At 72.3% G+C, this 26940-nt stretch carries 21 protein-coding genes; 14 read left to right on the forward strand and 7 right to left on the reverse strand.

Annotation, left to right across the window (positions count from 1 at the left end; all coding sequences use genetic code 11):
• Positions 1-27: 27 nt before the first annotated feature.
• A complete protein-coding gene (locus AB0H81_RS15185) occupies positions 28-426 on the reverse strand; it encodes a hypothetical protein (RefSeq protein WP_358374377.1) in 399 nt (132 codons plus the stop codon).
• A 91-nt stretch (positions 427-517) separates the two neighbouring features.
• Between AB0H81_RS15185 and AB0H81_RS15190 the strand changes: the two genes are divergently transcribed.
• The 6 genes from AB0H81_RS15190 to AB0H81_RS15215 all read left to right on the forward strand — a co-directional run bounded on the left by AB0H81_RS15190 (position 518) and on the right by AB0H81_RS15215 (position 5213).
• Positions 518-1093 (forward strand): XRE family transcriptional regulator, encoded by a 576-nt coding sequence (locus AB0H81_RS15190; RefSeq protein WP_175604809.1) that lies wholly within the window; start codon positions 518-520, stop codon positions 1091-1093.
• 143 nt (positions 1094-1236) lie between these two features.
• Positions 1237-1542, forward strand: coding sequence for a hypothetical protein (locus AB0H81_RS15195; protein ID WP_358374379.1), 306 nt, complete (start codon positions 1237-1239; stop codon positions 1540-1542).
• 58 nt (positions 1543-1600) lie between these two features.
• The gene (locus AB0H81_RS15200; protein WP_358374381.1) at positions 1601-2386 is read left to right on the forward strand and encodes a polysaccharide deacetylase family protein; all 786 of its coding nucleotides are present in this window, start codon (positions 1601-1603) and stop codon (positions 2384-2386) included.
• A gap of 34 nt (positions 2387-2420) precedes the next feature.
• Positions 2421-3074, forward strand: coding sequence for a DUF2461 domain-containing protein (locus AB0H81_RS15205; RefSeq protein WP_358374383.1), 654 nt, complete (start codon positions 2421-2423; stop codon positions 3072-3074).
• 75 nt (positions 3075-3149) lie between these two features.
• Complete coding sequence (locus tag AB0H81_RS15210) at positions 3150-4643, forward strand: DUF2079 domain-containing protein (protein ID WP_358374385.1); 1494 nt, start codon at positions 3150-3152, stop codon at positions 4641-4643.
• Positions 4644-4673: 30 nt separating this feature from the next.
• Positions 4674-5213: a hypothetical protein gene (locus AB0H81_RS15215; RefSeq protein WP_358374388.1), complete on the forward strand. Its 540-nt coding sequence runs from the start codon at positions 4674-4676 to the stop codon at positions 5211-5213.
• A gap of 22 nt (positions 5214-5235) precedes the next feature.
• On the opposite strand, the gene AB0H81_RS15220 is transcribed toward AB0H81_RS15215, so the two are convergent.
• Positions 5236-7773 (reverse strand): hypothetical protein, encoded by a 2538-nt coding sequence (locus AB0H81_RS15220; RefSeq protein ID WP_358374391.1) that lies wholly within the window; start codon positions 7771-7773, stop codon positions 5236-5238.
• Positions 7774-8005: 232 nt separating this feature from the next.
• Positions 8006-9856: a translational GTPase TypA gene (gene typA / locus AB0H81_RS15225; protein WP_358374392.1), complete on the reverse strand. Its 1851-nt coding sequence runs from the start codon at positions 9854-9856 to the stop codon at positions 8006-8008.
• Positions 9857-10087: 231 nt separating this feature from the next.
• Between typA and AB0H81_RS15230 the strand changes: the two genes are divergently transcribed.
• From AB0H81_RS15230 to AB0H81_RS15245, 4 genes are all read left to right on the forward strand, one after another.
• Positions 10088-10840, forward strand: a complete 753-nt coding sequence (locus tag AB0H81_RS15230) for a hypothetical protein (protein WP_358374394.1) — start codon at positions 10088-10090, stop codon at positions 10838-10840.
• A 68-nt stretch (positions 10841-10908) separates the two neighbouring features.
• Positions 10909-14589, forward strand: a complete 3681-nt coding sequence (locus AB0H81_RS15235) for a LuxR C-terminal-related transcriptional regulator (protein ID WP_358374397.1) — start codon at positions 10909-10911, stop codon at positions 14587-14589.
• A gap of 55 nt (positions 14590-14644) precedes the next feature.
• Positions 14645-15016 carry an AMP-binding protein gene (locus tag AB0H81_RS15240; RefSeq protein ID WP_358374399.1) on the forward strand — a complete coding sequence of 124 codons (372 nt, stop codon included), beginning with the start codon at positions 14645-14647 and terminating at the stop codon, positions 15014-15016.
• Positions 15017-15026: 10 nt separating this feature from the next.
• Positions 15027-15788, forward strand: a complete 762-nt coding sequence (locus AB0H81_RS15245) for an alpha/beta fold hydrolase (protein ID WP_358374401.1) — start codon at positions 15027-15029, stop codon at positions 15786-15788.
• 302 nt (positions 15789-16090) lie between these two features.
• On the opposite strand, the gene AB0H81_RS15250 is transcribed toward AB0H81_RS15245, so the two are convergent.
• Both AB0H81_RS15250 and AB0H81_RS15255 read right to left on the reverse strand, forming a co-directional pair.
• On the reverse strand, positions 16091-17524 hold the full coding sequence (locus tag AB0H81_RS15250; protein ID WP_358374404.1) for an aldehyde dehydrogenase: 1434 nt from the start codon (positions 17522-17524) through the stop codon (positions 16091-16093).
• A gap of 156 nt (positions 17525-17680) precedes the next feature.
• Positions 17681-20707: a M14 family zinc carboxypeptidase gene (locus AB0H81_RS15255; protein WP_358374407.1), complete on the reverse strand. Its 3027-nt coding sequence runs from the start codon at positions 20705-20707 to the stop codon at positions 17681-17683.
• A gap of 208 nt (positions 20708-20915) precedes the next feature.
• Here AB0H81_RS15255 and AB0H81_RS15260 point away from each other — a divergent pair, with 208 nt between their 5' ends.
• On the forward strand, positions 20916-21812 hold the full coding sequence (locus tag AB0H81_RS15260; RefSeq protein WP_358374410.1) for a hypothetical protein: 897 nt from the start codon (positions 20916-20918) through the stop codon (positions 21810-21812).
• Between the two features lie 67 nt (positions 21813-21879).
• Here the strand turns inward: AB0H81_RS15260 and AB0H81_RS15265 are convergent, their stop codons facing one another.
• Entirely contained in the window at positions 21880-23226 is a 1347-nt protein-coding gene (locus tag AB0H81_RS15265; protein WP_358374412.1) for a GH1 family beta-glucosidase, read from the reverse strand.
• Positions 23227-23318: 92 nt separating this feature from the next.
• On the opposite strand from AB0H81_RS15265, the gene AB0H81_RS15270 reads away from it, so the two are divergent.
• Positions 23319-23957, forward strand: a complete 639-nt coding sequence (locus tag AB0H81_RS15270; RefSeq protein ID WP_358374414.1) for a TetR family transcriptional regulator — start codon at positions 23319-23321, stop codon at positions 23955-23957.
• A 13-nt stretch (positions 23958-23970) separates the two neighbouring features.
• On the opposite strand, the gene AB0H81_RS15275 is transcribed toward AB0H81_RS15270, so the two are convergent.
• The gene (locus tag AB0H81_RS15275) at positions 23971-24906 is read right to left on the reverse strand and encodes an aldo/keto reductase (RefSeq protein ID WP_358374417.1); all 936 of its coding nucleotides are present in this window, start codon (positions 24904-24906) and stop codon (positions 23971-23973) included.
• Between the two features lie 31 nt (positions 24907-24937).
• Here AB0H81_RS15275 and AB0H81_RS15280 point away from each other — a divergent pair, with 31 nt between their 5' ends.
• Both AB0H81_RS15280 and AB0H81_RS15285 read left to right on the forward strand, forming a co-directional pair.
• A complete protein-coding gene (locus AB0H81_RS15280; RefSeq protein ID WP_358374420.1) occupies positions 24938-25354 on the forward strand; it encodes a MerR family transcriptional regulator in 417 nt (138 codons plus the stop codon).
• Positions 25355-25414: 60 nt separating this feature from the next.
• The gene (locus AB0H81_RS15285) at positions 25415-26827 is read left to right on the forward strand and encodes a penicillin-binding transpeptidase domain-containing protein (protein WP_358374422.1); all 1413 of its coding nucleotides are present in this window, start codon (positions 25415-25417) and stop codon (positions 26825-26827) included.
• Positions 26828-26940 lie beyond the last annotated feature (113 nt).

Here is a 26940-nt window from a genome sequence, read left to right on the forward strand (position 1 = left end):
CCGCGCGGGGGAACGCTATCCCTATTTTCAGTACGAAACTCTTCCCTCATCCGCGCACCAATCTGGACGCTTGAACCGGCCGGAACACGAGGCGGCGCCCTTGGCCAGCCCCCACAGCACCGGCAGCGCCGCCGAGGTGACCGCGGCGACCGGCGCGACCACGGACATCACGCCGGTGGCCAGCGCCCGGTAGAACAGCACGAGCCCGCCCGCGCCCGCCAGGCCCGCCGCGAGGCCCCACAGCAGCGCCGGTCCGCTCGCCAGCCCGGGCAGCAGCGGCAGCAGCCCCACGATCATCGCCAGGCCGGCGAGCTGTGAGAGCACCACGACCGCGAGCACCGGCGATCGTCGCGTGGCCAGTCCGCCGAAGAAGTCGGCCGTGCCGTACACCACGGCGCACGCGGTCGCCAGGATCACCGCAGTCATGTGCTCTCACCGTCCAGTCCATTGGATTGCACTCCCAGTACAACACACAGGGTGCACCAGACTGCAAATCGATATCACTAGACTGCACTCCATGGAAGACCCGGAGACGATCACCCAGGCCATCGCCAACAACGTGCGCGCCCAGCGCTCGCACCGCGGCCTCACCCTGGACGCGCTGGCCGCCCGCTCCGGCGTCAGCAGGGGCATGCTCGTACAGGTCGAGCAGGGCCGGACCAACCCGAGCGTCTCGACCCTCACCCGCATCGCCTCCGCGCTCGGCGTCACCGTGGCGCGGCTCGTCGAGGTCTCCGACGTGCCGACGGTGCGGATCGTCGAGGAGGCCGACGTGGTGACGTTCGACCAGGGCGACGTGCGGGCCCGGCTGCTCGTCGGCGCGGACGAGCCGATGATCCTGGAGCTCTGGGACTGGCGGCTGGCCCCCGGCCGGCACCATGACGGCGACGCCCACCCGCCCGGCACCCGCGAGATGGTGACCGTGCTGGAGGGCGAGATGACCCTCACCGTGTACGGCAGGAGCCACCTGGTCCGGGCCGGCGCGGCCGTCCTGTTCACCGCCGACCGCCCCCACCGCTACGCGAACCTGGGCCACGAGGAGCTCCGTCTGATCATGGTGGTGGCCGAGCCGCGGGAGGCTCCCGACCACTGATCCACTCCGGGCCGTCCCAATAACGCCGAACGGCCTCCCTGTCACGCGGCGGAGCCGCATGATGACGACATGTCATTGTCGGTTGTGGGCCGTGGGTGGGTACATCCCTGTGTGTGCGTCCGATCGCCGGCAGGGGGTGACGCGTGACCGAGGCCCGCGCGGCGACGGAGCGGCTCCGGGCCGAGCTGCGGACGCTCGGCGTCACCACCGCGTACGAGATGGGCGACGACGTCACGCTGCCCGTCTGGATCGGCCTGGTCGTCCGCTACCGGGACGGGTTTTACCGATGGCAGGAAGGACCGATCAAACGTCGGCATTTGGGTACGGACGCGGTCGGATGCGCCATAAGGGTGGCGCGTCGCTTCACGGAGCTCCAGGCTGATGTCCCACTGTGGTGGGATGACCTGGCCAAAGAGCTGCGGGGGAACCTGGCGCAGGACTACCCGTAGCCACGGTGCCGCCGTGACCGCGTGTGGCGCGCCGACTCTGCCGACTCTGCCGACTCCGTTGGCGACGTTGACGGCCGTGGCGGCGCTGGCGACGTTGACGGCGGGATGCGGCACCGCGTCCAGGGCGCCCGCCCCGCGCCCACCCGCCGTCGCCGACCCCGGTGTCCTCGCCCGCCGCCTGGCCGCCGTCCAGCCCGACTGGCCCGCCCGCCGCGTGGTCGACTGCCGGCGGCGCAAGTGCGTCGCGCTCACCTTCGACGACGGGCCCGGGGAGCACACCGGCAAGCTGCTCGACCTGCTGCGCGAGCGGCACGTGCGGGCCACGTTCTTCGTGCTCGGCGAGATGGTGGCCGCCGACCGCGCCGGGCTCACCCGCCGCATGGTGGAGGACGGGCACGAGCTGGGCAATCACTCGTGGAGCCACCCGCCGCTGACCGCCATGTCCGACGAGCGGCTCAGGAGCGAGCTGGCCGACACCGAGGAGATCGTGCAGCGGACCACGGGCGTGCGCATGCGGCTCATGCGGCCGCCGTACGGGGCGACGAACGCCCGCGTCGCCGCGCAGGCCCGCCTGGAGGGACTGGCGCAGATCCTGTGGACGGTGGACACCCTCGACTGGCGCGACCGCGACACCGGGATCGTGGCGCGCCGCGCCGGCGCCGCCGCCCCCGGCTCCATCGTGCTCATGCACGACATCCACCCGACCAGCGTCGCGGCGGTGCCCCGGGTGCTCGACACGCTGGCGAAGAAGGGCTACCGCTTCGTCACGGTGTCGGAGCTGTACGGCAGGGCGCCGCTGCCGGGCCGGACGTACTCCGGCGCCGCGACCGCGAAGGAGCGGTGAGGGCGTTGTCGGTGGGGCATGGCAGGCTGGCCTCATGGGTTTCACCGGCTTCCCCGACGAGGCGTTCGTCTTCTACGAGGGCCTGGAGGCGGACAACACGAAGACGTACTTCACCCGGCACCGCCACCTCTACGAGGAGGCGGTGCGGGCGCCCATGCTCGCGCTCGCCGAGGAGCTGGCCGCCGAGTTCGGGCAGGCCCACCTGTTCCGGCCGCACCGCGACGTCCGCTTCGCCAAGGACAAGTCGCCGTACAAGACCCACCAGGGCGCCTTCGTCGACCGCATGCCGGGCATCGGGCTGTACGTCCAGATCGGCGCCGACGGGCTCTTCACGGCGGGCGGCTGCTACACCCAGGCCCCCGACCAGGTCGCCCGCTACCGCGCGGCGGTCGCCGAGGACCTGTCGGGCGAGCCGCTGGAGGCCGTGGTCGCCGAGCTGCGGGCGGCCGGCTACGAGCAGGGGGGCGACCGGCTGAAGACCCGGCCCCGCGACTACCCGCCCGACCATCCGCGCATCGACCTGCTGCGCCACCGCTCGCTGCACGCCGGCCGCCGCTTCCCGCCGGAGCCGTGGATCCACACGAAGGAGGTCGTGGAACGGGTACGCGCGACCTGGCGGGCGTACGCGCCGCTGGTCGACTGGCTGGCCACGCACGTACGCGGGAGTGAGCTGCCCCGCCGCCGCTGACCGGCCCCAGCCACCGGCTCAGGGCGGGATGATGGGGCTTGTGGAGATCCGTCACGGCTGTCCTGGGGGAGACCGATGAGCGCGCCGGTGGCGCGACGGCAGGAGGAGCGGGGCGGCGTGACGGAGACGGGAGCCGGGCGGCGCGACGGGCGGGTCCTGGCGGCGATCACCGCTGTGGCTGCCCTGCTGTACGGCGCGGTCTCGTTCGTGCGGTTCGCGGGGTTCCGGGCCGGGGCGTACGACCTGGTGATCTTCGACCAGGCGGTCCGGTCCTACTCGCGGCTCGGCCTGCCGGTGGCCGTGGTCAAGGGCGTCCACAACGACTTCGGGCCCGGGTTCACCGTGCTCGGCGACCACTGGTCGCCCGTCCTGGCCGTGCTCGCGCCCCTCTACTGGATCCACGACGGCCCCGCCACGCTGCTCGTCGCCCAGTCCGTGCTGCTGGCGTCGGCCGCCGTGCCCCTGTGGGTGTTCACCCGGCGCGCCCTGGGGGTTCGCGCCGCGCACCTCGTGGCCGTCGCGTACGCGCTGTCGTGGCCGGTCGTGGAGACGGCCGCGTTCGACTTCCACGAGGCCGCGTTCGCGCCCCTGCTCACCGGCCTGCTGCTCGAACGGTGGCAGGCCGGGCGGCGCGCCCACGTCGTGCTCGCCGCCCTGGCGCTGCTGTGCGTCAAGGAGGACATGGGGCTGCTCGTCGCCGGGTTCGGGGTGATGCTGCTGGGCCGGCGCGGGTGGCGGGCGCTGGGCGCGTCACTGGTGGCGGGCGGCCTGGCGGCCACGTGGCTGGCCTCGCAGGTGCTCATCCCGCTGTTCGGGGGGCGGGCCGACTACTACTGGGCGTACGGCGCGCTGGGGGCCGACGCCGGGGCCGCCGCCCGCACCGTGGTGAGCGACCCGCTTGCGGTCGTGGCGCAGCTCGGCAGCCCGCCCGTGAAACTGCTCACGCTGGGCCTGCTGCTCGGCATCACGCTGCTGGCCGCGCTGGGGTCGCCGATCCTGCTCATGGCGGTGCCCCTGCTGGCCGAGCGGATGCTGGCCAGCTCCTTTCCGAACTGGTGGGTGCCGGAGTACCACTACAACGCGTTCGTCGTGGTCGTCGTCCTCGCGGCCGGGGTGGACGGAATCCGCCGCCTGCGCGACCGCCTGGAGGCCGGGCGGGCTCCCTGGGGCACGCGGCTGGTGCGGGGGTGGGCGGCCGGCGTGACGGCGTTCGCGGTCGCGACCGTGCCGTTCTTCGCGCTGGCCGACCTGGCCGACCCCGCCTCCTACCGGCGTGACGCGCGGCAGAGCGCCGCCGCCGCGGCCGTGGCCGCCGTGCCGGACGGGGCGCTCGTCGAGGCCGCCAACAACCTCGCCCCCGCGCTGTCCGGCCGCGCCACCGTGCTGCTGTGGGACCGCACCCCGCGCCGGGCGCCATGGGTGGTGGCCCAGGTGGACCGGCGCGCGTTCCCGTTCGCGAGCGTCGACGAGCAGCGGGACCGCGTGCGGGCCCTGCTCCAGGAGGGCTACCGGGTACGGTTCTCCCGCGCCGGCTACGTGGTGCTGACGTCGGAGAAGACGCCCGGCTGAGAAGACGTCGATCCTCATGGGGAGGCAGACATGACCGCTCGCGAGTACGGATATCAGATCCTTCCCGGCACCGCGGCGCAGACGCCGGGAGTGCTGGACACCGTGAGGGGCGAGGCGAGAGCCGGGCTTCGCCTGGGGTTGCCCCCGCTCGTGCTCCAGCTCTGTCTCACCGCGTGGCTGATACCCCGGGGAGGGCCGGCGAGCTTCCTGGGCGTGATGCTGGCCTGCACCAGTGCGGTCACGCTGGGTCTCGTCGTCATGTGGCAGCGGGCGCGGCGCAAGGAAGTGCGCATCTTACAGACCAGTCCATGGGAGGTCTGGCCCTGCAGAGGCGAGAACGTCCGCGTGGTGTCCTCGGAGGGCGAACGAGCCGGCGGACGCCGGTGGAGCACCGAGGGCCGCCTCGTCCTGCTCAGGCCGGACGGCCAGTCCCAGTGTTCCTTCCCCGTCCCGGGCCCCGGCGTCAGGGACGAGGTCTGGTTCGCCGGGGACATCGACGCCGACGGGATCCTCGCCGTCCCGGGCGGATCGCCGTTCCGCTACGTCACGCGCACCAGGAAGGCGCGCTGACCCGCGGTCGTAGGAATCGTCCCTACTTGGACGTCGAGGTGGTGACCTGCTCGTCGCCCTGGAGGATGCGGTCCACCGTCTGGCCGGCGGCCGAGGTGGCGGCCGTGGTGACCGCCGCGATGACCACAGCCAGCAGCGGCGTGGCCAGGCTGCGGACGCTGCGGATGTTGCGTACCCGTGCCCACGGCTCCCCGGCCAGGTGCATGAGCCGCCACTCCCAGTACAACCCGAGCCCGATGCACACCAGCGCCACCTCGCCGCCCACGATCGCCACCACCTGAACCTTGTCCAGCGCGCCGATGTCCGGCTCGACCAGCGCCGACAGGTAGCCGGACAGCTCGGTGACCAGGGCGGCGGCCATGAGGTAGAGGGCCTTGGTCATGGGCTGGGTGCCGCGGATCCGGGGGTAGAAGTAGCCGAACAGGAACCCGAAGGCGGGCAGCGCCAGCAGGTAGCGCGTGTCGAACACGAAGCTGCTCAGATCCACCCCGTTGGGCCGGCCGTACAGGAACGCGAACGGCAGGCTCAGCAGCAGGCTCACCACGAAGCCGTACACGCCGTTCACCCACGGCGGGCACCCGGCGCCGGTGGCGAAGGCGGTCTCCGGGTCGCGTCCGTGCAGGCGCAGCGCCTCCTCCAGGGCCTGCCGCCGCTCGTCGAAGTCGTCCATCGTCATCTCGCCCGCGCCGATCTTGCCCCGGCCGATCCTGTACAGCTCCTGCTCGGAGATCAGCAGCAGCCGCTTGTGCAGCGCGGACCTGATCAGCTCACGGTGCTCGTCGGCAGAGGCCGGCTCGACCACCGACGGGTGCGGGGTGACCAGCAGCCAGCGCGCCGCCAGCCAGGCGACGATCGAGGTGATCGACAGCAGCGGCAGCGGCACGTCGCTGTCGGCGATCGTGATGCTGCCCCGCGGCGTGAGGTACAGGACCATCAGCCCGGCGATCATCGTGCCCTCGGCCGCCGGCATGCTGACCGCCTGGAGGGAGGCGCCGAGGCGGCGCAGCCGCAGCACCAGCAGCCCGAACCCGAGCAGCAGCAGACCCAGCACGCCCCGCATCAGCGGGCTCAGCGGCAGGTCGCCCAGCTTGGGCTCCATCCCCGGCGTGGCGAGGGGCAGGCTCCACGACCCGGCGTCCAGCCACTCGGTCGGCCAGCCCTGCACCAGGAAGCTCGCGACCACCGCCACCACGACCGCCCGCCTCGACCACTGGCGCGTGGCCACGGCGACCGCCGCGATCGGGATGAGCGCCCAGCCGAGGGCCAGCACGAGCCGCACGCTGTCGGGCGGGTAGACGCCGTCGGCCAGCGCCCGGGCCCACAGCGCGAGCGCCATCAGAGCGACGGCCGACCCGGCGGCGAACGCGGCCAGCCGTACCGCGACCATGCGGATGCCGAGGTCGGCGCTGAACCCCACGGCGGAGCCGGCGGCGGCCAGCGCCGCGATGACGGCGCCCGTCAGCAGCGTGCGGCCCGGAAGCTGCTCGTGCAGCCACGACCAGGACAGCATGCCCACACTCAGCAGCACGCCGAGGCCCGTCACGCCCAGCACCTCGCGCACCGTCCACGGGGGGCTCGTCGGCAGGACCCGCCCGGCGTGCCAGACGGCCAGCGCCGGCACCGCCCCGAACAGGATCACGTACGCGAACGGCGTGAACTCCTTCGCCACGAGCGGGATCAGCAGGGACGGCGCGGCCAGCGCCAGGCCGATCGCGAACTCGCGGTTGGCCGTCTGCCGCCACCAGGCCATCCCCATGGCCCGCAGGACGTACCAGGCGAGCACCACCGCGGTGCCGACGCCGAGCGCGGTGGCCCACGAGAAGTCGTCCTCCTCCTCGCGGTCGGGGAACCCGTAGGAGTCCGGGGCCAGCGTCACGGTCACCGGGTAGAACCCGACGCCGAACTCCAGCCGCTCCGGATCCTCCCGCGACGGCCGCACGCCCTGCACGCGCAGCGGCGTCCACTCGCCGGGGAACACCGTGAACGCGCGCCGCAGCACGATCAGCGGCCGGCCGGTGGGCGTCCGGAAACTCAGCTCCATCAGCTCGCCGGGCTGCAGCTGGCGCAGCATCGTCACCCGGAACTCGACCGTGGTGCGCCCGGCGGAGGTGGTCAGGACGGGCGCGAGCCGCTTCGTCGGGGCCAGCACGGCGCCGAGCACCTTGATCGCGCCGAACCCGTCGTCGGTGAAGCGCTGGATGCCGCCGGGGAACTCGCTGCCCTGCCGCAGCGTCGTGGCCAGCTCGTCGGCGGCGCGCATCCGCAGCCGGTGCGTGATCGTCACCTTGACCTGGCTCTGCCGCTCGTCGATGCGCCCGGCGGGCACGCCGGTCAGGTCGGCGCGGCTCGCCCGGCCCACCACGACCTCGGTGGTGGCCTCACGCCCGGCCGCGAACTCGCGCTCGGTACGCCCGGCCGTCAGCTCCCACGTGTCGGGGACCTCGGGCCCCGACGAAAGCATGGGGCCGACGACCGGCCGGGCCGCCACGACGCACCAGAGGATCGCCGCCAGCGAGACCATGGCCAGCCCGAACGCGACGACGATCCGGAGCTTCCCCACAGTCTGGATGATCCACGGGCAGGGCCGGATGTTCTGCGTGGTGGGGTAACGGTGTGGTCACACCTGTCCGAACCGCCGGAGAACCCGGCTGTCAGGACGCGGGTACGGGCCTGACCGGCTGGCCGGACACGCCCACGTCCGGCCAGGTCACAGTGTCGGAGACAGGTCCGGCGGCCCCGGAACGGGGCCGCCGGAAACGCTCGGCGCGGACGTGTCCGCGTCCGGTCGGGCGTCAGGCGCGCTTGGCGCGGGCCGCGGCCCGGTTGCGGGTGGCGGCGTCGAGGACGACCTTGCGGATGCGCACCGCGTCGGGCGTGATCTCCACGCACTCGTCCTCGCGGATGAACTCCAGGGCCTGCTCCAGCGACAGCACGCGCGGCGGGATCACCTTCTCGGTCTCCTCGCTGGTGGAGGAGCGCATGTTGGTGAGCTTCTTCTCCTTGGTGATGTTGACGTCCATGTCGTCGGAGCGGGAGTTCTCGCCGACGATCATGCCCTCGTACACCTCGGTGGTGGGCGACACGAACAGCGTGCCGCGCTCCTGGAGGTTGAGCATGGCGAACGCGGTGACCGGGCCGGAGCGGTCGGCCACCAGCGAGCCGTTGTTACGGGTGCGCAGCTCGCCGAACCACGGCTCGTAGGAGTCGAACACGTGGTGGACCAGGCCGGTGCCGCGCGTCTCGGTGAGGAACTCGGTGCGGAAGCCGATCAGGCCGCGCGCCGGGACCACGAACTCCATGCGGATCCAGCCGGTGCCGTGGTTGGTCATGTGCTCCATGCGGCCCTTGCGGACGGCCAGGAGCTGGGTGACCGCGCCGAGGTACTCCTCCGGGCAGTCGACGGTCAGCCGCTCGACCGGCTCGTGGACCTTGCCGTCGACGAGCTTGGTGACCACCTGCGGCTTGCCCACGGTCAGCTCGTAGCCCTCGCGGCGCATCTGCTCGACCAGGATGGCCAGCGCCAGCTCGCCGCGGCCCTGCACCTCCCAGGCGTCGGGACGGTCGGTCGGCAGCACGCGCAGCGACACGTTGCCGACGAGCTCCTTCTCGAGGCGGTCCTTGACCATGCGGGCGGTGACCTTGGCACCCTTGACCTTGCCGACCAGCGGCGAGGTGTTGGTGCCGATGGTCATGGAGATGGCCGGCTCGTCGACCGTGATCAGCGGCAGCGGGCGCGGGTCGTCGGGGTCGGCCAGCGTCTCGCCGATCATGATCTCGGGGATGCCTGCGATGGCGATGATGTCGCCGGGGCCCGCCTCCTCGGCCGGTTTGCGCTCCAGCGCCTCGGTCATCAGCAGCTCAGTGATCTTGACCCGCTGGATGGAGCCGTCGGTGCGGCACCAGGCCACCTGCTGGCCCTTGTGCATCACGCCCTGGTGGATGCGGCACAGCGCGATACGGCCGAGGTAGGAGGAGGCGTCGAGGTTGGTGACGTGGGCCTGCAGCGGTGCGCTCGGGTCGTACGTCGGGGCCGGGATCGTCGACTTGATGATGTCGAACAGCGGCTCCAGGTCGCCGGAGTCGGGCATGCCGCCGTCCTCGGGACGGTTGAGCGAGGCCCGGCCGGCCTTGGCCGAGGCGTAGACGATCGGGAAGTCGATCTGCTCCTCGGTCGCGTCGAGGTCCATGAAGAGCTCGTAGACCTCGTCGACGACCTCCTTGATGCGCGCGTCGGGCCGGTCGACCTTGTTGATGCACAGGATGACCGGCATCTTGGCCGACAGCGCCTTGCGCAGCACGAAGCGCGTCTGCGGAAGCGGGCCCTCCGAGGCGTCCACGAGCAGCACGACGCCGTCGACCATCGACAGGCCGCGCTCGACCTCGCCGCCGAAGTCGGCGTGGCCCGGGGTGTCGATGATGTTGATGGTCATGCCGCCGTGCTGGACCGCCGTGTTCTTGGCGAGAATGGTGATGCCCTTCTCGCGCTCGAGGTCGTTGGAGTCCATCACGCGGTCGTCGACGTCCTGGTTGGCGCGGAAGGCCCCGGACTGCCAGAGCATGGCGTCGACCAGCGTGGTCTTGCCATGGTCGACGTGCGCGATGATCGCGATGTTCCGCAGGTCGTCGCGGCTGTTCAAGGGCATGATGACGTCTCGCTCTGTGTCGGTGGGGGCCGCCGCGCGATGTCGCGGCTCAGTCAAGTCTAGTTGATCCCTGGTCATGGCACGTGCGGATGCCCTGCCGAGGACGTAAGACGCCATCCTGGACCAACAGGGACAGGCTCGGCGCCCCCCAGGCGGCGTCGGGCAGACGTACATAGCGGGATGCACAATTGTGCGCATGCCTCAGCCGTCTGGGGTCCCTACATTGGCGCCATGACCTGGACGGAGCTGGTTATGGGGGCCGCGGCCGAGCACGACGGCGACCCGACGATGACCGACGTCCGCACGGGCCAGGTGCTGGCCCGCAGCGTGTTCGCGCGCCGCGTCGCGCGCGTGGCGGGCGGACTGCGCGCCCGCGGACTCCGCTACGGCGAACAGGTGCTGATCGACCTGCCGCTCGGCATCGAGCTGGCCGTCGCGGTCCACTCCGTCGTCTGGGCGGGCGGCGTCGCGGCACTCCACACCCGCGGCCCGGCCCGCATGATGATCGCCGAGCGCGTCAAGGGCCCGGTCAGGACCGACGTGGAGCACGTCTTCACCGTGGAGCCGGCGCCGGGCTCGCAGCCGTTCAGCGATCTGGAGGGCGAGCGCACGGTCGACTTCGGGCCGCTGTGCGGCCCCGCGCTGGTCCTGTACGGTGGGCGCGTCCTGCGGTTGGAGGAGCTGACCGGTCACCTACGCAAGATCGACGAGGAGTTGCTGCTGGAGGAGTGGGACACCGTGCTCGCCGCTGTCAGCGGCCAGCCGGACCCGTTCAAGGGGCTGTGGGTGGTCGACATCGCGATGACCGCGGGCTCCAGCGTGGTGATCGCGCAAGATCCGTCGGTCCTCTGCTGCCGGGTGCTGATCGCCGAGCATGCGATCTCGGTCACGATCGCCGCACCGGAGCTGGCCCGCAAACTCTCCGCCGACCCGGAGCTGCACGTTCTGGACGAAAGAGCGATCGTGAGGTCCCTCGGGCTCTGAGAAGTGCGACACTATGGGAAACTGTGATCCTTCCGTGACGCAGGGTGACCACAATGCCGCAGTCCCGCATGCACAACCTTCCGGCCGAGCCCAACCGTTTCGTCGGCCGCGAACGCGACGTCGACGACCTGTGCGCGCTCCTGGGCGACGTACGCCCGTGCGCGGGGGAGCCGGGAGCTCCGGCGGGTCGCGTGTGCACGCGGACCGGCGTGGTTCCGGCAGGGCCGGGCCATGAGGGCACGGGAGGCGGCGGGGCGCTCCGGGTGCCGCGCCAGGGCGGAGCCGACCGCCACGACCCTCAGCGTCTCCCGGAGGTGACCGCCCCAGCCTGCCCACACGACCGGACGGGAGCGCTGGGGCGGGCGGTGGTGACCCTGTGCGGAGCGGGCGGCATCGGCAAGACCAGGCTGGCGCTGCGGGTGGCCGCCCGGCTCGTGCCGATGCACCCGGGAGGCGTCTGGCTGGTCGAGCTGGCCCGGGTCAACCGGCCCGAACTGGTCGAGGGCGAGATCGCCAGGGCGCTGGGCGTACGCGAGGAGCCAGGCCGTTCGCTGCTCGACACCGTGACCGCCCGGCTGGGCGACACGCGATGCCTGCTGGTGCTCGACAACTGCGAGCATCTGATCGACGCGTGCGCCCGGGTCGTCGCCGCGCTGGTGGCCTCGTGCCGGCAGGTGGGCATCCTGGCGACCAGCCGCGAGCCGCTCCGTATCGCCGGCGAGATCGTCTGGCGGGTACCGCCCCTCGACCTCCCCCCGCCCCTCCACCTTCCCCAGGCCGACGCCTTCCCCTCCCGTGCCACGGCCTCCACCGGTGCGGTCCCTGTTCCCGCGGCTCCGGCCTCTGAGGCTCCTTCGCTCGCGGGCCCCACCCCTGCGGGTCCCTCGTTCGCGGCCCCAGCCCCTGCGGCTTCCTCGCCCATGGCCCTCTTTCGTGCGGCCCGGCGGGTTGAGGACGGGGCCGCCGTGGCCGACGCGCGGTCGGAAGGGAGCGGGTCGGTCGTGCGTGCCGCCCGGTCAAGAACGGACACCTCGTCGGAGGGCCGCGCCCTGCCGGGAGGCGCTCGGCCGGAGAGTGCTCTGGTGGAGGACGCCCCACTGGAGGGGGCTCTGGTGGAGAGGGCTCCGTCCGGAGGTGGCGCGGCGCCTGGGTGGGACGCTGTCCCTTCCGGGGTCATCCTGTCCGGATTCGGCTCCAGCGGGGAGGCCCTGCCTTCAGGGCTCCCTCTTCCCGAGGGAGGCGGGCGCCCGCAAGGGGCCGTCTCGTCCGCATGGGACGTGACCACAGGCCCAAGCGCGCCGCAGGAGCCATGCGCGTCCAGGAAGGGGCCCGGGGGGCCCTGGACCTGGCCGAACGAGGCGGGTTCGAACGGACACGGGGAGCCTTGGGGCCGGCCGGACGAGGACGGTTCACGGAAATCTGGGGAGACTTCGGTGCCGCCGGAGGAGGCCGGTTCGTGGAGGCCGGGGGAGTCCTGGGCGGGGCAGGGTGAAGTCGGTTCGCGCGGAGCCGGGGCGTACACCGCGGCCCTGGAGTGGAACCCCCAGGCGATCAGGACCGCCTACGACGCCGAGGCCGTGCGGTTGTTCCGGGAGAGGGCCGCGGCCGCCGGTGCCCGGCTCGGCCTGGAGAGCCTGCCGGACGTGGTGCGGCTCTGCCGGGCGCTCGACGGCCTCCCGCTCGCCCTGGAGCTGGCCGCCGCCCGTACCAGCCTGCTCACCCCCGGGCAGATCGCCGACCGCATCGACGACCGCTTCTCCCTGCTGACCACCGGCGGCCGGACCGCACCCGAACGGCAGCGCACGTTGCTGGCCGCGATCGAGTGGAGTCACGACCTGCTGTCGCCGCGCGAGCAGGTGCTGCTGCGGCGGCTGTCGGTGTTCGCGGGCCCGTTCGACCTGGAGCTGGCCGAACGGGTGTGCGCCCAGCCGCCCGTCTCCGAGGCTGAGATCCTCGACCTGCTCGGCGGGCTGGTCGACAAGTCGCTGGTGCTGCGCGAAGAGGGCCGGGGCCGATACCACCTGCTGGAAACCATCAAGCGGTTCGCGGCGGGGCGGCTGCGCGAGGCGGGCGAGCGTGAGCTGGTGCGCGGACGCCACCTCGAAGTGCTCTGCCAGTTGCAGGAACGCCACTTCTTCGAGGAACTGGTCGAGCCGCGCCTGCCGTGGTCGCGGCGGCTGGCCGCCCTCGACGCGGGCCGTGCCCTGGCCGACGACCAGCGGGCGGCGCTCGACTGGGCGATCGAGTCCGGCGACGCGCGGCGCGGCCTGTGGCTGTGTTTCCACAGCACGAGCCTGCTGCCCGTGAGCGGTCCCACCGAGGTCGTCGGCTGGGTGGAGCGGCTGCTCGCCCTCGACCTGGGCGAGGTGCCGGCCGAGCAGGTCGCGCGGGCCAAGGCGTACCTCGCCTACGGCCTGGAGGCGCGAGACGAGCTGGTCCGGGCACTGGAGCTGGTCACGGAGAGCATGGGGCGGCTCGGCGGCGCCGGGACGTTCCCCATGGGCGTCATGCACAGCCTGTGCGTCGTGGTGCTGCTGCGCCTCGGACGGCCCGACGAGGCGCTGCGCCACGCCCAGGAGGGGCTGGCGCTGGCCCGCGCCGCCGCCGACCCGTGGAACGAGGCGGCCGCCCTGGCCGGCCTGTCGGCGGTCGCGCTGGTCCGCGGCCGGTTGCGCGAGGCGCAGCGCCACGGCGAGGAGGCGTGCCTGCGGGCCCGCGAGCACGGCCACCGCTGGATCATGGCCCGTACGGCTGCGCAGCTCGGCGCGGTGGCCGAGGCGCGCGGCGACCTGGTGACGGCCATGGCCCACTACGAGCGGGCGGTGCCGTGGCTGCGGGAGCTGGGCTGCGGGCCGAGCAGCGGGGTCGATCTGTCCCGGTGCCTGGCCAGGCTCGGCCGGGTGGCGGCCATGCTGGGCGAGTACGACGTGGCGCGGGAGCGGCTGGCGGCGAGCCTGACGCTCAGCACGCGGACCGGTGAGCGCCGGGGGCTGGCCCGCTGCCTGGTCGGGCTGGCGGTGCTGGCCGAGGCCGAGGGCGACCTGGAGGGCGCGGTGCTGGCCACCGCCGCGGCTGTCGCGCTCCGCGAGGCGATCTGCCAGCGCTCCGCCGGCACTCGGGTCGAGGAGCTGCTGGGCCGGGCGAGCGCGAGGCTGGGCGAGGCCCGTACCGCCGCGCTGTGGGCGGGCGGCCGGGCGGCCGATCCCCTCGACGTCGCCCGCCACCTCCTCGCCGGCCGGGAACGAGCGCCGCGGGCGACCACGACGTGCACCTCCTGCGGTACCTACGCGGCCGCCGCCGCCCATGCGGCCCATGCGGCCCATGCGGCCCATGCGGCCCATGCGGCCCATGCGGCCTTGGCCCGGGTGGCCCAGGCGGTGGACGCGGGCGACGGGGAGAACGTGGGAGATTCCGCGGCTGCGGCTGCGGGTGCGTCTGTGGCGGGGAGCCCGCAGGCGGACCGTTCCAGAGGGAGCGGGTCCAGGACGGGCACGGGCGTGGACACCGGGGCGGTGCCGGTGGGGCCGGCGTCACGGGGCGCGGTCCGGCGGATGCTGCTGACCGCGCGCGAGCAGGAGATCGCCACGCTGCTCACCCGTGGCCTGTCCAACCGGGCCATCGCCGCGGAACTGGTGATCAGCCCCGCGACTGTGGCCCGGCACATCGCCAACATCATGGACAAACTCGGCTACAGCTCCCGGGCGCAGATCGCGGTCTGGGCGACCCAGCATCTGGGCGTTTCTGCATAGCGATCTGCATAATCCGCCTCATGTACGGTCGGCGGCCGGCACCTACCGTGGCGGCATGGAGGAGCGCATCGTCATGGTCGACTGGGGCACGGGCGTGGGCCTGACCGAGGAGCAGCTCGACGAGCGGTCGGCCACGGCCTCCGCGCAGTTGCGGCGGCGGGGCGTGCGCGCGGGCGACTCGGTGCTCATCTGCCTGCCGGTGGGGCCCGACCTGCTGGTGGCGACCGACGCGGTGATCGCCGCCGGGGGAGTGGCCTGGCCGGTGCCGGTCGAGCTCGACCCGTGGCATCTGCGCCGGCGCATCCTGGCCAGCCGCGCCCGCGTCATGATCTCCGACCTGCCGCAGGCCATGGACGCCGCCGACGGCTCCCACGTGCGGATGGTGGTCAGCGTGGCCGACCTGGGGAGCGACGGCGCCGGGTCATAGGCTCGGCGTCATGCCGCTCGCGCCCAACTTCCCGGTCATGCTCCGCACCGAGGACGGTGTCCGCATCGACGCCGCGCACACGCCGCCCGCCGCCGGAGCGGACGCCGAAGTGGGGATCGTGGTGGCGCACGGGTTCACCGGGTCGTGGCGGGAGCGCACCGCGCGGCGCATCGTGCACGTGCTCAGCGGGTACGGCGGCGTGGTCGGCTTCGACTTCCGCGGCCACGGGCGCTCGGGAGGCGAGACGACGGTCGGCGACCTGGAGATCCTCGACGTGGAGGCCGCGGTCCGGCACGCCCGGGTGGTCGGCTACCGCAGGATCGCGGTGGTGGGCTTCTCGATGGGCGCCTCGGTCGCGGTGCGCCACGCGGGGCTGCGCGGCGGCGTGGGCGCGGTGGTGTCGGTGAGCGGCCCGGCCCGCTGGTACTACCGGGGCACCAAGCCGATGCGCCAGGTCCACTGGGCCATCGAACGGCCGCTGGGCCGGTGGGCGGCGCGCGTGGCCAAGCGCACGCGCATCGCCCGGGGCCGGTGGGACCCGATCCCGATGCCGCCGTACGAGGCCGCCGGGCTCATCTCGCCGGCGCCGCTGCTGGTCGTCCACGGCGACGCGGACGCGTTCTTCCCTCTGGAGCACGCCCATCAGCTTTACGACGGCGCGCGCGAGCCCAGAGAGCTCTGGATCGAGCCCGGGTACGGTCACGCGGAGTCCGCCGCGACCCCCGAACTCATCCATCGAATCGGAAAGTGGATCACAACGAACCTTTCGTGAGTAATACGCGTCTACCTAGAGCGGATGGAAGAAATCCGCCGGGAGAAAGTCCTTGGGGAAGGAAACCGCCGTTGGCGGGATCCGTAGGACATACTTCTTGTATCCGGGCGGTTGCTCACAGTGATCCACATCCAGTGGCTCACCACCGCGTACTCCTCGGGAGGTCGGTTGGCCGCCCGGGTGGAACGGTGTGCTAGCCGCGTCAGCGGCACCTAGCGTTGCGGGGGCGCGCTGGGTGCTCGCCGATCCCGGGTGGGGCTCCGGTGCCTCTGTGCCGGAGCCCCGCCTCGTAAGAAGGCCCCTCAGCCGAGTCGCATGATCGACTTGTGCTCCAGGTAGCCGGTCAGCCCCTCGGGGCCCAGCTCGCGTCCGACGCCGCTCGACTTGTAGCCGCCGAAGGGCGCGTTGGCCTCCAGCGTGAAGCAGTTGACGCCGTAGGTCCCGGTGCGCACCTGGCGGGCGACGTCCATGCCGTGCTCGGTGTCGGCCGTCCAGACGGAGCCGGCCAGGCCGTAGTCGCTGTCGTTGGCGATGCGGATCGCGTCGGCCTCGTCCTCGTACGGGATGACCGACAGCACCGGCCCGAAGATTTCCTCGCGGGCGATCCGCATGTCGTTGTTCACGCCGGCGAAGACGGTGGGCGCGACGTACCAGCCGCGGTCGTACGGCCGGTCGAGGCCGCCGACGACCACCTTGGCGCCCTCGTCCATGCCGATCCTGACGTAGCCCTCGACGCGTTCCTGCTGGCGCCGGGCGACGAGGGGGCCGATGCCGGTGGCCGGGTCGGCGGGGTCGCCGACCTGCTGCGAGGAGACCATGCCGGCCACGGCCTCGACGACCTCGTCGTACCGGTTGCGCGAGGCGAGGATGCGGGTCTGCGCGACGCACGCCTGGCCGCTGATGAGCAGGGAGGCGATCGCCAGCATGCCCATGCTGGAGCCGAGGTCGGCGTCGTCGAGGATGATGGCCGCCGACTTGCCGCCGAGCTCCAGGCTGACCCGCTTGAGCTGCTCGCCGCAGATGGAGGCGATGCGGCGGCCGGCGGCGGTCGAGCCGGTGAAGGCCACCTTGTCCACACCGGGGTGGGAGACCAGGTGCTCGCCCGCCTCGCGGCCCGCGGCCACGATGTTGAGCACCCCGGCCGGGACCCCGGCCTCCAGCGCCATCTCGGCCAGGGGGTAGGCGTCGAGAGGTGTCTCCGGCGCGGGCTTGAGCACGACCGTGCAGCCCGCGAGGAGCGCGGGGGCGATCTTCGTCATGGCGACGAACTGCGGGACGTTCCACGGCACGATGGCCGCGACCACGCCCACCGGCTCGCGCCGCACGGTCGTCGGGCCGAACAGGCCGGGCCGCTGCTCCTCCTGGGCGAACGTGCGGCCCAGCTCGGCGTAGAACCGGAGCGTGCCGAGCGGCTGGGGCACCTGCGCGAGGTGCGAGAACGTGATGGGGCAGCCCATCTCCTCGGTGATCAGCTCGGCCATCTCGTTCTGCCAGGCCGCGTAGATCTCGGCCAGCCGGCCGAGGACCTCGGCGCGTTCGGCGAAGGTCATGCGCGGCCAGGGGCCGCGGTCGAACGCCTCGCGCGCCGCGGCGACGGCGCGGTCCATGTCGGCGGCCGTGCCGTCGGGCACGCGGCCCACGACCTCCTCGGTGTGCGGGGAGATCACGTCGAGCGTCCCGGTGCCCGCCGGGGCCACCCACTCGCCTCCGATGAACAGCGTGTCGTGCTGGCGCATGTCGTGAGCCTCCTGCTTGACCGGATGCTTGGTTGAGAGTAAGGGTGCCCAAGCCGACCGAATCATGTTCTGTGCGCGTGCGCAAGAGGGGTGCGGCGCCGCCGCCGCACCCTTCAGCGGCGCTGCCGCCGCACCCCTCCGTGGCGCGTCAGCGGGTCAGCGCGGCGCGCCGATCAGGTGCTTCAGCGACCGCTTGACCACGTCGGTCCGCTGGGCCTGCGTGGACAGGCTCTCCACGCCGAAGCCCAGGTAGACGGTGTCCTTCGTGGTGATGCCGCCGCCCTCCTCGAACACCTGGTCCGTGCGGAACCAGTTGTTGATCGAGGGGGACGAGCCCTCCGGCGGGCCGGCGACGGTCCAGCCGCCGAGGTCGCTCTCGAACGACGTCTGCTCGGCCGTCGCGCCGTCGAGCGTGAGCGTGAAGTCGTCGAGGAAGACGCCGGCGCCCTGGGTGCCCCAGTCGCTGATGTACGAGATCGACAGCTCGACCTTCTTGCCCGCGTACGGCGTCAGGTCGATCTTCCACTGCTGCCAGCCCGCCGAGTTGCCCGTGGCCGCGTGCCACGCGCCGGAGGTGCCGGTCGGCTCGCAGTCCGGGCCCTGGTAGCGCTGGGTGAACGGGTGGATGGAGCGCCAGCCCGCGCCGCCGCTCGGCGGGTCGCAGCTGCTGCCGGTCGCCTGGCTCGTGTGGCCGTTGGCGTCGGGCAGCGTGGTCCAGTCGTCCTGTCCGGCCGTGTGGGCCTCGACGGTCATGAAGTCCCAGCCTGACTCCGTGTCGTACGAGGTCCAGAACGACAGGTCGCCCGACGACTTCCCGGTCAGGTCGACGGTCCTGGTCAGCCGCTTCCAGGAGACGTCCGCGATGCCGCTGTAGACGTCCCAGGAGCCCGTGTGCGGGTCGAACGGCCCGCCCGGCCGCGCCCACTTCAGCGGCGCCGAGCTCGCGAACAGCGGGAACCGGTCGGCGGGCAGGATCGCGGAGGTGGCCACGTACGCGTTCGTGTGGCTGGGCTCCACCGTCCCCGTGAAGCCGTCGAACGTCCCGCCCACGCCCCTGAGGCCGAACGGCGTGCCAGTGCCCTGGTCGGTGCCCGCGTCGTCGAAGAACACGTACGCGCCCAGGTAGTACTGCTGGAAGTTGTTGAACACCTGGATGCACGGCGGGTCGTCCGGCGTGGTGCACTCCGGCTGCGCGGGCTGGTCCGGCTGGTAGTAGTACGAGCCGTTGGCGTTGGCCGCGTACGACGGGTACTTGCCGGCGTGCAGCAGCTTGCCGCCCTCGTTGAGGTAGTCGCGCACGGCCAGCTCGGTGTCCACGCCGCCCTTGGACGTGGTGCCGGGCGTCTGGCCGGCGCTGCGCGGGATGATGTCGTCGCCCGTCTCCCAGACCACGGCCTTGTAGTGGCTGAGCACGCCGAGCGGATGCGGCGCCTCGCGGCCCAGCTTGTCCATGTCGTACACGTCCGAGCTGTAGCCCGCCTCGTCCAGCGCCTTGACGTACGTGGCGGCGTACTTCGCCTCGGTCGCGCCCTGGGCCGGGCTGATGCCGGTGACGTCCTCGGTGGCCAGCACGAGCACGTCGCCGCCGATGTCGGAGGCCACCTTGTACGTGAAGTCCGCGCTCTTCCTGCCGAGGGCGGTGAACCAGACCTTCACGCTGTCCCCGGGCTTCGTGCCGGTGATCCTTCCCCGCAGCCGGTGGTAATAGCGGTCGTAGCCCTTGCCGTACCGCTCGCCGCCCTTCCACTCGCCGGTGAGGGTCACCTTGGTGCGGCCGCCGTTGACCTGGTAGTTGAGCAGGACGGGCCCGAGCCTGCGCTTGGCGTTGACCTGGACCACCTGGTCGCGGCCGTGACTGGTGTCGAACGGGTCGATCACGAAGTCGGGCGTGGTGTTGCCCAGGTGGCTGACCGGCTCGACCGGGTTGACCGCCGACCTCGCCACGTCGAGCGCGAACGGCAGGTTCTTGTCGAACTCCGCCTGCACCGGCGCCTCGTCGTCGGGGAAGACGAAGCCGCAGCCGTCGCAGCCCTCGTCCAGCTCGGGGGTCCAGGACAGCGTGCCGTAGCGGAAGTGCGCCTGGTCGTTGGTGTCGCCGTTGGTGGTGTACAGCTCGGCGCCGAGGTCGGGGTCGAAGCCGGGGACGGCCGGTCTGGCGTCGTCGCCGGACAGCGCCTCGTAGATCGGGTTGTCGGCCGTCTCCGTCGCGATCTGGTAGCCGATCGGGTAGAGCAGCAGCGGGCCGAAGGAGTGGTAGTTGAGCTGCATCTCGAAGCCGACGCGCCTGAGGAGGCCGTCCATGGCCTTCGTCTCCGGTTCGCTGGCCGGCCCCGTGCCCCGGTAGGTCTCGCTGCTCGGGATGGAGGAGGAGCCCTCCTCGTCGTAGTGGAAGTTCGTGGGGAAGTTGCGGTTCGGGTCCACGCCGTCACCGTTGGTGATCTTGCCGTCGCCGTTGTTGTCGCGCAGGTTCTTGCGCCACAGGCGGTTGCCCTCGGTGAAGGTGAAGTCGTAGCCGTCGGGGTTGGCCACGGGCACGAACCACAGCTCGGTCCGGTCGAGCAGGCTCCTGAGCGACGCCTTGTTGGCCACCACGTACTCCAGCAGCCGCATGTCCACCTCGGTCGCGATCCACTCGCGGGCGTGCTGGGTGGCCGAGTACAGCGTGGAGGGCTTGAGCCCGTCAGGCAGCGTCCTGGCCAGCGTGCTCACCTTGACGGCCAGGATGTCCTGGCCCTTGAGCGACCTGCCGATGGACTGGATCTTGACGATGTCCTTGTTGGCGGCGGCGATGGCCTTGAGCTGGTCGGCGATGCCGCCGGGCTCCGAGTAGGACTTCCAGACGGTGTAGCCGCCGGCGGCCTGCGCGCGGGCCGCCTCCAGCTGGGTGTGGCCCTGCGGGTTGCGTACGGGCTCCGGCTTGAGCCCGAGCTTGCGCAGGCCCTCCAGCTCCTCCTGGGCCGCGGTCAGCTCGATGTGCTCCTTGCCCGAGGCGGCCTTCTGCTGGACGACGTCGAAGCCCTTCTCCCTGAGGGTCTGGGCGGTTCCGGGCGGACTGTCGAGCTGGTAGAGCTCGATGCGGTCCGCCGGGGGTAACGGGTCCACCTGCGCCTGGGCCTCCAGGGCCACGAGGGAGGTGCCCAGGCCGAGGAGCGCGGCCACGAGTGCGGCTGAGGTACGAGACACGGCGTGCCCTTCGTCGGAGACGAATTCCTCGCCATCTCAAACCGGGGCCGCGCTCCCGGCAAGGCCCAACTTTTATCTCACCCTTAGAACCGACAAACGTGATTTATCACCATATACATCGCCAAAGGTGCGCCGGTTCGGTCGTTCAGGTGACAGTATTCAAGATCATCTTCTATAGTTTCGGACCGTCTATGAGGGGAGGACGGGCGTGAGACTCGGTCGCGTCGCCCTGCTGGCCGTCCTTCTCTCCGGCCTGCTCTTATTGCCTCTGCCGCAGGCCGCCACGGCCGCGCCCAACCCCGCCGAGCTGCGCAAGCTGACCAAGCAGGCGCAGGAGCTCAACGAGCGCTACCGCGGCCAGATCCAGAGCCTGGAGGAGATCAAGCTCCAGGTCCGCAAGGCCGTGAAGACCTCGGGCGACCTGAAGGCCCGGCTCGGCCGCGCCAAGGCCGACGTGTCGGCCATCGCGCGCAACACCTACATCATGGGTCCCCTCGACGGAGTCGGGCTTCTGGGCTTCGACGGCGACCCGACCATGGCGCTCGGCCAGGCGGCGAACATGAACTACATCGCCGCGGAGCGCGCCGGCCGGGTCCAGCGCGTCCAGAAGCTCATCGACGACGCCAAGAAGGCCGAGGTCGCGGCCGACGACAAGGTGGAGAAGCTCAAGCGCGAGATCAAGGCCATGCAGGGCAAGCGCCGCGACATCGAGCGCCTGCTCGCCAAGTACGGCTTCCAGCAGCCCGGCGGCGCCGAGGGCCTCACGCAGCGCATGATCGCGGTCCGGGCCGCCGTCATGGCGAACTTCCCCATGCCGTACGGGGTCGGCTGCCTGCGCCGCGGCGACCCCGGCGAGCACGGCAAGGGCCGGGCCTGCGACTTCATGATGTCCAGCGGCGGCCGCGCCGCCACCGGGGCCGACGGGGAGCGCGGCGACGCGCTGGCGGAGTGGCTGATCCAGAACGGGTCGAAGATCGGCGTGATGTACATCATCTGGAAGCAGCGCTACTACGACATCCGGTCGGGCGGCGGCTGGGACCCCATGTCCGACCGGGGCGGCGTCACCGCCAACCACTACGACCACGTCCACGTGTCGGTCTTCTGATCACGAGGGGCGCGCGGGGCACGCGTGGCCGCGCCGGCGGACCGGGCGGCCCCGCGAAAGATGCAGGCTACGGGCGGAGCGCGGCGGCGATGTGGTCCCGGTACCAGCCGTACGACGCCTTCGGGGTGCGCTCGCCGGTGGCGAAGTCCACGTGGACCAGGCCGAAGCGCTGGTGGTACCCCTCGGCCCACTCGAAGTTGTCCAGCAGCGACCACACGAAGTAGCCCCGCACGTCCACGCCCTCCTCACGGGCCCGCTCCAGGGCCGCGACGTGGTCGCGGAGGAAGGCGATCCGTCCCTGGTCGTCCACGCCCTCCGGGGTCAGCTCGTCGTCCTGGGAGCAGCCGTTCTCCGTGACGTACACCGGAGGCAGGGCCTGCCCGTACCGCTCGCGCAGCCCGGTGAGCAGTTCGCGCAGCCCGTCGGGCACCACGGGCCAGCCGAAGGCGGTGGTCGGGTAGCCGGTGACGCCCGCGTCGGTGAACGGCAGGACGTCGTCCGCCGGGGCGGCGATGCGGGTGGGGTTGTAGTAGTTCACGCCGAGGCCGTCGAGCGGGGCGGAGATCACCGCCAGGTCGCCGTCGCGGATGCCCAGCGCCGCGCTCAGCTCGGGCCCCTCGCCCGCGGCGCCGTCCGGCCGGATCCCGTACGCCGACAGGTCCGGGTACGCCCCGAGCAGCACCGGGTCGTTGAACAGCCGGTTGTGCAGCGTGTCGTAGGCCGCTGCGGCGGCCAGGTCCTCCCCGGAGTCCGAGGCGGGCCAGACGGGCGTGCAGTTGTTGGTGATCAGCACCTCGCGGGCCCCCGCCGCCCGCAGCGCCTGCGCGGCCAGGCCGTGGCCGAGGAGCTGGTGGTGGGCCACGGGCAGCGCGTCGAGCAGCAGCGCCCGGCCGGGGGCGTGGAGGCCCAGCCCGTATCCCCAGGCCATGTGGATGAAGGGCTCGTTCAGCGTGATCCACGTGGGGACGCGGTCGGCGAGCCGCTCGGCCACCACGGCGGCGTACTCGGCGAACAGGCCGGACACGTCGCGGTCCAGCCAGCCGCCGCGGTCCTCCAGCGCCTGCGGCAGGTCCCAGTGGAACAGCGTCGGCACCGGCGTGACACCGGCCTCCAGCAGCCCGTCGACCAGCCGCTCGTAGAAGTCGAGCCCCTTGGGGTTGACCGCGCCGGAGCCCTCGGGCAGGACGCGGCTCCAGGCGATCGAGAAGCGGTAGGCGTTGACCCCCAAACCCGACATGAGCAACACGTCCTCGCGCCACCGGTGGTAGTGGTCGCAGGCGACGTCGCCGGTGTGCCCGTCACGGGTGCGGCCCGGCTCGTGGGTGAAGGTGTCCCAGATGGACGCGCCTCTGCCGTCCTCGGCGACGGCTCCTTCGATCTGGTAGGCGGCCGTGGCCGTACCCCACAGGAACATCGCGGCTCCTCAGTGCTATGCGAGTGTGGCTCATGTTAACTGACGGCAAAGCGAGATCCTCTACCTGCCGGTAATGGGCCAGGATGGGGGGCATGACCAGTACCTTGCGGCGCCGCCCCGCCCAACGCCGCAGCCTTGAGCGGGTCGAGCGCATGCTCGACGAGTGCGCCGTGCTGCTCGACGAGGTCGGTTACGAAGCGCTCACGACCAAGGAGGTCGCGCGCCGGGCCGAGGTGCCGATCGGCACGTTCTACCAGTTCTTCCCCGACAAGCAGGGGCTCGTGCGCGCGCTCGCCCGGCGCAACCTCGACGCGTTCCTGCGCCGGGTGACCGAGCGGCTCTCGCACACGACCCTCGAACACTGGACCGACCTGATCGACCTGGCCATCGACGAGTTCGTGGCCATGAAGCGGACCACGCCCGGGTTCGGGGTGGTCGACTTCGGCGAGGTGCTGGTGACGCCCGGCGGCCCCGCCCTGGAGGGCACCAACCGGATGCTCGACTCGGTGCTGGAGAACAACGCGATCGTCGCCGACCGGCTGCGGACGCTCACGCGCGAGCTGCTGGGCGCCCCCGCGGGCGAGAACCTCGACCGCGCCCTGCTCGTGGCGGTGGAGGCCACGGACGCGGTGCTCAAGCTGGCCTTCCGCACGGACCCGTCCGGCGACGCCGACATGATCGCCGAGTGCAAGCAGCTCGTCCACCGCTACCTCTCCGACCACCTCCCCTGACGCGGGCCCGGGGCTAGCAGGCGGCGTCCAGCCGGGCGCGGACGTCGTCGTCCAGCTTGACCTCCGCCGCCGCGACCGCCTCGTCGAGCTGGGCGGCCGTGGACGCCCCGACGATCGGCACGTGCCCGTCGGCCATCAGCCAGGCCAGCACCACCTGGTTGACGGTCACGCCCAGCTCCGCCGCCACCTCGCGCAGCACGGCCAGCCGCCGGTCCGTGCCCGGGTGGTCGTACGACTCCGGCAGCGGCCGGTCCGGGCGGGTGTACCGGCCGGACATGAGCGTGTTGTACGCCCACAGCGTCATGTCGGGCTCGGAGCGCACGTAGTCGAGCATGTCGTCCGTGGCGAGCTGGTGCCCGCCCTCCGCCAGCCGCGTGAACGGGCGCGGACGCAGGTAGGTGTGGCGAAGCTGCGCGTAGGTGTAGCGGACCCAGCCGTGCGCGGCCGACACGGCGCGCGCCCGCTCCAGCCGCCAGGCCGGCATGTTGCTGGCGCCCAGCTCACGGATCTTGCCCTGCGCGGCCAGTTCCCCGAACGCCCCGAGCGTCTCCTCCAGCGGCACGGACCGGTCCTCGATGTGCGACCAGTACAGGTCGATCCGGTCGGTGCGCAGGCGGCGCAGGCTGCCCTCGACGCCCCGCGCGACGGCCGCCGCCGACAACCCCTCGGCCGAGTCCAGCGTGGTGTCACCGGGCACCGTGGGCCGGGCGCCCACCTTCGTGCTCACGAAGACCTCGTCACGGTTGCCGCGGGCGGCCATCCACGCGCCCAGCGTCAGCTCGCTCTCGTCACCCGTACGGCCCTCCAGCCAGAAGGGGTAGTTGTTGGACGTGTCCAGCATCCGGCCGCCGGCCTCGAAGAAGCGGTCGAGCAGGGCGAAGGAGTCCTCCTCGCCGACCGTGGTGCCGAAGGGGATGGCACCGAGCACGATGTTCAGTCCAGTGTTCATGGTCATGACTGTCCGACCTGGAGTGCGCTCCATGTCAAGCGGGCTGGAGCTTGACCTGGAGTCGGCTCCCGGTGAGATCATTGACCGCGTGACCGTCTACACACCGGCCGAAGCGGTCGAGGAGACCGGCTTCACCCTCGACACCCTGCGCTACTACGAGAAGATCGGGCTGCTGGAGCCCGTCGAGCGCAACGCGGCGGGACAGCGCCGCTTCAGCGAGGAGGACCTGAGCTGGCTCGGCATGATCCGGTGCCTGCGCGACACGGGCATGCCGATCGCCGAGATGCTCCGCTTCGCCGAGCTGGTGCGGGCAGGCCAGCACACGATCCCCGACCGCATCAGGCTCCTGGAGGAGCACGACCGCCGCGTCCAGGGGCAGATCGCCAACCTCACCGAGCGCCAGCACTACATCCACCGCAAGATTTCCTACTACCGCAGCGTCCTCTAGCCCCGCCTTGGGGCCGCGGCTGCTAGACCAGAAGCCATGGCCGGGCCCAGGGCGAGACGCATGGACATCCCGCTGCGGCGCGCCAGCCTGGCCTGCGCCGCGCTGCTGTTCTCCCTGCTGGCCAACCTCACCTACCTCCAGGCGTTCGGCCGGCGCGACCTGGAGGCCGACCCGCGCGACGAGCGGGTGCTGCTCGCCAGGCTCGGCCACCCGCGCGGCGACATCCTCACCCACGAGGGGGCGGTCGTCGCCACCAGCCGCCGCACGGACGGCGGGCCGTACGGCCGCCTGCGGGTCTATCCGCACGGCGAGATGTACGCGCACGTCACCGGCTACGTCTCGCTCCGGCGGGCCACCGGCGTCGAGGGGGCGCGCGACGCGGTGCTGTCGGGCAGCGACCCCAAGGTGCGGGTGCGGGCCCTGGTCGAGGACCGCGCCTACGGGGGCGCCGACGTCCGGCTGACGATCAGGGAGCCGGTGCAGCGGGCCGCGTACGAGGCGCTGAAGGCCACGGGACGGCCGGGCGCCGCGGTGGCGCTCGACCCGGTGACCGGCGCGGTCCTCGCGCTGGCCAGCTACCCGTCGTACGACCCGGCCCTCTACACGCCCGGCGACCCCGCCCTGGAGGCCGCCACGGACCGGCGGCTGCGCGCCGACCCGCGCCGGCCGCTGCTCGACCGGGCCCTCCACCGGGCCTACCCGCCGGGGTCCGTCTTCGAGCTGGTCACCACGGCGGCCGCGCTCGGCTCGGGGGAGTACACGGTCGCCTCGCGGGTCGGCGCGCCGGCCCGGCTGCCGCTGCCGGGCCCGCCCGCCTACCTGACCGCCGCGGCCGGACGGCCCTGCGGCGACGGGCGGCCGCCGCTGGCCTACGCCTTCCAGCTCTCCTGCGACACCGCGCTCGCCAACCTCGGCCTCCAGCTCGGCCCGGACCTGCTGCGCGACCAGGCGGAGGCGTTCGGCTTCAACGCCGACGACCTCACGGTCCCGCTCCCGGCCAGGACCGGCACGTACCCGGGCGACCTCGACCAGTCGCGCGCGGCGCTGTCGGCGATCGGCCGCGACGAGGTCCGGGCGAGTCCGCTGATGCTCGCCATGCTGTCGGCGGCGGTGGCCAACGGGGGGCTGCTGATGCGGCCCTACCTGGTGGAGGAGGTACGGCTGCCGGACGGGTCCACGACGGACCACGCGGAGCCGGCGCCGTACCGGACGGCCATGCCGCCGCTCCCGGCGGGACAGCTCGCGGCCCTGATGACGACGACCACGGTGCCGGGCGGCCCGGCGGCGGGCGCGGCGCTGCCGGGGGTGGAGGTGGCGGCCAAGACGACCACGTCCGGCCACGGCCCGTCGGCCTGCACGGCCTTCGCCCCGGCGGACGCGCCGGAGGTGGCGGTGGGGGTGGTGGTGGAGTCCCCAACCCCGTCCACGGCCACCCCGTTGGCCCGCGCCATCCTGCGCGCCGCCCTGTCGTAGACGCTCTTTTTCTTCTTCTACGGCAAGACTTTCGTTTCTTACGGCACAGCCAAGGTCACGCGCACGCGCCGACGTCGGCCGGGCTCAGTCATGGCCGGTCGTGAGGGCTCACG

This window comes from Nonomuraea sp. NPDC050691, from assembly GCF_040654455.1.
In the GTDB taxonomy this organism is placed as follows: Bacteria; Actinomycetota; Actinomycetes; order Streptosporangiales; family Streptosporangiaceae; genus Nonomuraea.

Excerpts from the sequence above, each read along its gene's own strand:
- AB0H81_RS15185 (WP_358374377.1), bottom strand. The coding sequence starts at position 426 with ATGACTGCGGTGATCCTGGCGACCGCGTGCGCCGTGGTGTACGGCACG.
- AB0H81_RS15190 (WP_175604809.1), top strand. The coding sequence starts at position 518 with ATGGAAGACCCGGAGACGATCACCCAGGCCATCGCCAACAACGTGCGC.
- AB0H81_RS15205 (WP_358374383.1), top strand. The coding sequence starts at position 2,421 with ATGGGTTTCACCGGCTTCCCCGACGAGGCGTTCGTCTTCTACGAGGGC.
- AB0H81_RS15210 (WP_358374385.1), top strand. The coding sequence starts at position 3,150 with ATGAGCGCGCCGGTGGCGCGACGGCAGGAGGAGCGGGGCGGCGTGACG.
- AB0H81_RS15215 (WP_358374388.1), top strand. The coding sequence starts at position 4,674 with ATGACCGCTCGCGAGTACGGATATCAGATCCTTCCCGGCACCGCGGCG.
- typA (WP_358374392.1), bottom strand. The coding sequence starts at position 9,856 with ATGCCCTTGAACAGCCGCGACGACCTGCGGAACATCGCGATCATCGCG.
- AB0H81_RS15230 (WP_358374394.1), top strand. The coding sequence starts at position 10,088 with ATGACCTGGACGGAGCTGGTTATGGGGGCCGCGGCCGAGCACGACGGC.
- AB0H81_RS15235 (WP_358374397.1), top strand. The coding sequence starts at position 10,909 with ATGCACAACCTTCCGGCCGAGCCCAACCGTTTCGTCGGCCGCGAACGC.
- AB0H81_RS15240 (WP_358374399.1), top strand. The coding sequence starts at position 14,645 with ATGGAGGAGCGCATCGTCATGGTCGACTGGGGCACGGGCGTGGGCCTG.
- AB0H81_RS15245 (WP_358374401.1), top strand. The coding sequence starts at position 15,027 with ATGCCGCTCGCGCCCAACTTCCCGGTCATGCTCCGCACCGAGGACGGT.
- AB0H81_RS15250 (WP_358374404.1), bottom strand. The coding sequence starts at position 17,524 with ATGCGCCAGCACGACACGCTGTTCATCGGAGGCGAGTGGGTGGCCCCG.
- AB0H81_RS15265 (WP_358374412.1), bottom strand. The coding sequence starts at position 23,226 with ATGTTCCTGTGGGGTACGGCCACGGCCGCCTACCAGATCGAAGGAGCC.
- AB0H81_RS15270 (WP_358374414.1), top strand. The coding sequence starts at position 23,319 with ATGACCAGTACCTTGCGGCGCCGCCCCGCCCAACGCCGCAGCCTTGAG.
- AB0H81_RS15275 (WP_358374417.1), bottom strand. The coding sequence starts at position 24,906 with ATGAACACTGGACTGAACATCGTGCTCGGTGCCATCCCCTTCGGCACC.
- AB0H81_RS15280 (WP_358374420.1), top strand. The coding sequence starts at position 24,938 with ATGTCAAGCGGGCTGGAGCTTGACCTGGAGTCGGCTCCCGGTGAGATC.
- AB0H81_RS15285 (WP_358374422.1), top strand. The coding sequence starts at position 25,415 with ATGGACATCCCGCTGCGGCGCGCCAGCCTGGCCTGCGCCGCGCTGCTG.